Source organism: Collinsella aerofaciens (assembly GCF_015557435.1).
GTDB classification, from domain to species: domain Bacteria; phylum Actinomycetota; class Coriobacteriia; order Coriobacteriales; family Coriobacteriaceae; genus Collinsella; species Collinsella aerofaciens_Z.
The window spans coordinates 1-4,259 of the sequence record NZ_JADNOH010000009.1 but is presented as its reverse complement, the minus strand read 5'-3'; the positions used below and the strand labels follow the sequence as shown (position 1 = coordinate 4,259).

Here is a 4,259-nt window from a genome sequence, read left to right as displayed (position 1 = left end):
AAACCGGGCTCGAACGAACATGCCTATTGACAATGGCTTTCTCATATTAGAAAAAGGCCAGAGGCTTAACACCTCTGACCTGTGCTTTAGATGGTGGGCGATACAAGATTCGAACTTGTGACCCCATCCGTGTGAAGGATATGCTCTACCCCTGAGCCAATCGCCCGTCGCCTTTCGGCAAAAGAGATACTATCATAGCCTCGCGTGGTTTACCAAGAACTTTTTGCCCCAGATTTTAAATTCGTGGGCGCAATCGCGGACGAAACCCGCCCCATCGCAAGCAGGACATCCAACAAATCTGCAGCTAAACCAACCTTTATCGCTTGATCCACGAGGTCTCGGGGCGGCAGATAAGTCGCGCGTTGTTGTAGGCCATATCGAGCGTGAGGCAGGTGCGCGCGGCGTAGAAACCGTCTTCGCGCTGGATGGTCAGTGCCAGTTCGGGCTTGTCGCCGGTCAGACACAGCGGCAACAGCAGCTGGATCCGGCCTCCGTAGAACTGCGGCACGGCGAGCGTGTAGTTGGCGGCGGCGCGGCGCGCTGCCTCGCCGACGGCCCCCTCAAAAGCGCGGCGCAGCAGCAGCGAGTTGCCCTCCCCCATCAGGCTGGCGGGGATACGCGTAAGGTTTTCCTCGTCGCCCAAAATGTGGTCGATGTTGGAGCGGATGGGCAGGCGGTAGTCAAAGACCAGCTCGGAAGGGTCCTCGGCAAAGCGTACACGGCATGGCAGGTACTCAAACGAGACCAGCATGGGGTCGCTTTCCTTAAAGAAGCCCTTCAAAAACCAGCGCTGGCGCGCGTCGGGCTTGGTGTTGGGCTCAAACAGGCCGTAGATGGTCTCGTAACGGCGCGTGTACAGGCCGGTGTTGAATAGGCAGCGGTCGTAGTCGAACACCAGCGGCAGGTTGGACGGGGCGGTCTGATCCACGTCGCGCTCGGTCAGGAACACCGCGCGGCTAAACGAAAACGACAGGTAGTTTTTGAGGATGCGGTTGCCGGGACCCCAGTCCTCGGGGTCGGCAAGGTCGGCCAAGCGGTCGTAGCAGGGCTCGGGGCAAAACGCGAAGTCGTACACATTGCTGCACAGGGTGCTGGGGAGTTCCATACGGCTTCCAATCAAGATAATGGCAGGCGCGCGGATGCTTAGATTCTATACGTGCGATGCAATACCGGGGCGCACAACAAAGTGGCACTAGGAGTCGTACTCCAGAGCAATCGGTTGCCAGACGAGGTATTCGATAGTGCAGTCCAGGGTATTTGCGAGCGCCAATTAAACCCGCACGATAAACAGTCATCACTCGTTGGCTGGCCGTGAGTGAGGGGCCTTTAGAGCCGCTTTGATAAGATCAGCACCGTTGTCGAAGCGACCGCACTCCCCCGTCGCAAAGAATGCATCACCTTCACGGATGGCCTCGAGGGTCTCCGGGCTGGGCTCATTGGAAGGAAAGGGTTGAGGGTTGGTATTCGCAAGCTCCTCGTCCTGTTTACAGCGCTTCATAGACGCGAACCTCATCCTGCTCGATGCTTTTGCGGAAGGCCGGGCGCATGTGCTCTGGTGGGTTGGTGACGACATCGACCTTTCGCCCAAGTTCCATCTCGAGCTCATAGGAGAGTTCGTAAAGCGTGCCGAACGTCATGGTGTTGCCGCAAACTAGGCGCAAGTCAATATCGCTATCGGGCGTTTGCTCGCCTCGGGCAAACGAGCCAAATAAATATGCTTCGCTGACGTCGTATTGAGTCAGCGCGCGGGAGACTGCAGTGGATATGTCGGTAGTCGAAATCATGGGTTATTTACCGTTCAACAGTAGAACGTCAGAGGGCCAGCGCCGAAACCGCCAGTCCGGCTTTTTGGCGTTCGGCGAGCTCGAAGATAAACGGGGCGTTTGATCTAACAAATTCTGTCAAGAAATTGAGGTCATCAGCAGTAAATCCTTCGACATTGAACCATTTGACCGCAGGCAAGAAGCATTCCGCATGGTCAAAGCCAAAGTCAACCGGGCGCTCGACGGCTACGCGAACGGTTCCGTCTTCTCTTGTCTCTGAGTAGGCAAACTGGGTGCCATCATCAAGCTGAACATAGCTCCAAAACATGACTACCTCCTTAGTGTTGATATCCGAGTATAAAGAGCAGACTAGATGTAATGCGGCGTGAATTGAATTATTCCCATAAGACACGAACTCTGACAGCTAGCCCTGTCTGTGGCCCTATACAAAGAAAGTGAGGGTATCGGCGTAAGCCAATACCCTCACTCAGGAGCAATTGAACGTACCTTAGGTCAAGTCTCCCACGACTTGAGACACCCTACTTACTGAAATGCAAGAACCACTGCCACGACAATGCAGACAATGCCCAATACGAGAGGCAGCGATGCCTTCTTTTCCCTGTCTTTAACAAGGAAGGTCTCGATTGCGGATGCAAGAATCAGAAAACCGCCAATAATCAGCAGGTCGAGCGCAACAAATCTGACGGTTGTAATATCGGAAGAAAGGCCTCCGACGTTGACATTTACAAGCGTAAAGATCGCGGCAAAGATGGCAAAGAGGGCCAGAACGTTGCCATAGATACGAGACTCAATGTGGGCGACTTCCTCCTTTTTGTCCTCGACCTTTTTAAGTTCTCCGGCATAGACGTCGGAATAATCTGCAAGTCCGTTAAAGTTGAGTTCATCAGAGAAAGCGCCGTGGTAAGGATGGGCCACCATGCCATCAACGCGCTGGAATGCAACCTGCGCTATACCCTTAGACTTATCGAGCGTAATAGTGTTACCGCTTACGTTTGTAACACGGTAGAACAGCCGTGTTCCATGCCCGGGGAAATATAGCGGCGCATCCAAAGAAAGCCCCTGGCGAATGCGCGAATTGCGCAGAAGCACGCTCGCGGTCAAATCGTTTGGCAACGCAACACATTCAACGCAAGAGACGAATGTCGAATCTCCGGGGCCAAGCTCTACCTCGGATTGCTTGCTTTCGTTGGTGTAGAATCCCTCGGTGCGCAAGTCATACGTAACCTGTCCGATGTTCGAAGCATCGGCATTGAGAAGCACCTTGCTGTCGATTAGCTCCTGAATCTTAGTATCGCTCAAGTACATACGAACCACTTCCTTAGGCCTCCGAGTATAGCACCAAGGCATAACAACAGTGACTGCCCCCAAAGGGGACATAGGGGAAGTGAGCCCTCAATCTAAGCGAACACCCTCGTAGCCTGGATCGAAGCACCTCGATTGAGAACGCAACGGATACTTTTAGGCGGGTCGAATCTAAATTTTATACCTAGTTATCTTCTTCCATTCGGCTGGGAAACCCATGGCCTCAAGGAGGCGCTCCTCGCCGATGCTCTCATCCAATGACAAGTATCCGTTAACGCACTTGACGAGCTTGGCCTTGAATGTCTTGAACTCGTCGTCGCGAAGGAGGTATCGAAGGGTGATCACTGCCGAGAAAACGTCTACCTTGCCGCAAGCGTAATCCGGCCCAATCTTTTCGATGCCGAGCTTGGCGTGCAAGGCCGTGTCAGGAATCTCGACGTGACACCTGTGGGAGAAGAGGCGCTCTCCATGCGCGCAGACGTTCCTGTAGAGGGCGAGTACGCGGATAAACGACGAGAGTTCTTTCGGGTTTCCCACCCCGAACCTCTTAGCAATCTTGGCCTTCTCGCTGTCCCTAAGCGCCGTGAGCATTTTTGAAGTCTGTCCGAAGGTCATGGCGTTCACGGCGACCCATAGCGGCACGTTCTTATATGCCCTGCGGTAGTAGGCAAGGTATTCGTGGCTGGTATCCTTGTTGGCGATATAGTCAAGCATGTTTAGCAGCTTTGGGAGAACACGCTTCGCGCCCTTCGACATCGCGTAGCAGCGGGCGTCTAGATACTTGCTCTGGGACTCGCCATATGCAGCGCAGAATTCGTAGGCCAGCGCCGACCTGATCTTCGCCTCGACCTTGAGCAGCGCATCGAGCATTATCTCCCTAAGCTCGACGTCGAACTCGTAAAGCGCTAGGATGTCTCCAAAAGTGGCACCTTCGCGGTATACCCGGGTGCTCGGGTCGCGGAAAAACGACTGGTAGCCGTTCACGACCGGGAAATAGCCGATGTCCGCCAGCACCCTCCGGCAAACCTCTTCGTCCTCGATTCTGAGGCCGGAGCTTCTGAGCTTCTCCATCTGCTGCTGGTAGGTAAGGAATTCTTTGGGCATTGTCGCTCTTCCCGAAAAGACGATATGAGAAAGCCATTGGGGCCGCCTCCCCCGCGGCGCAGCTTCTTT

The 4,259-nt window shown here is 54.4% G+C and carries 5 protein-coding genes and 1 tRNA gene; all 6 read right to left on the bottom strand.

Features of this window, described 5'->3' with window-relative positions; all coding sequences use genetic code 11:
- Positions 1 to 91 precede the first annotated feature (91 nt).
- Positions 92 to 166 (bottom strand) — tRNA-Val (locus I2G43_RS00905).
- A gap of 150 nt (positions 167 to 316) precedes the next feature.
- A complete protein-coding gene (locus tag I2G43_RS00900; RefSeq protein WP_195534738.1) occupies positions 317 to 1,105 on the bottom strand; it encodes a DUF3825 domain-containing protein in 789 nt (262 codons plus the stop codon).
- A 379-nt stretch (positions 1,106 to 1,484) separates the two neighbouring features.
- Positions 1,485 to 1,784: a nucleotidyltransferase family protein gene (locus tag I2G43_RS00895; protein WP_195534737.1), complete on the bottom strand. Its 300-nt coding sequence runs from the start codon at positions 1,782 to 1,784 to the stop codon at positions 1,485 to 1,487.
- Positions 1,785 to 1,812: 28 nt separating this feature from the next.
- Positions 1,813 to 2,091, bottom strand: coding sequence for a hypothetical protein (locus I2G43_RS00890; RefSeq protein ID WP_195534736.1), 279 nt, complete (start codon positions 2,089 to 2,091; stop codon positions 1,813 to 1,815).
- Positions 2,092 to 2,306: 215 nt separating this feature from the next.
- Entirely contained in the window at positions 2,307 to 3,089 is a 783-nt protein-coding gene (locus tag I2G43_RS00885; RefSeq protein WP_195534735.1) for a dCTP deaminase domain-containing protein, read from the bottom strand.
- A 168-nt stretch (positions 3,090 to 3,257) separates the two neighbouring features.
- Positions 3,258 to 4,259 (bottom strand): Abi family protein (locus I2G43_RS00880; protein ID WP_229071419.1); only part of this gene is annotated, 1,002 nt, incomplete at its 5' end.

Excerpts from the sequence above, each read along its gene's own strand:
- I2G43_RS00900 (WP_195534738.1), bottom strand. The coding sequence starts at position 1,105 with ATGGAACTCCCCAGCACCCTGTGCAGCAATGTGTACGACTTCGCGTTT.
- I2G43_RS00895 (WP_195534737.1), bottom strand. The coding sequence starts at position 1,784 with ATGATTTCGACTACCGACATATCCACTGCAGTCTCCCGCGCGCTGACT.
- I2G43_RS00890 (WP_195534736.1), bottom strand. The coding sequence starts at position 2,091 with ATGTTTTGGAGCTATGTTCAGCTTGATGATGGCACCCAGTTTGCCTAC.
- I2G43_RS00885 (WP_195534735.1), bottom strand. The coding sequence starts at position 3,089 with ATGTACTTGAGCGATACTAAGATTCAGGAGCTAATCGACAGCAAGGTG.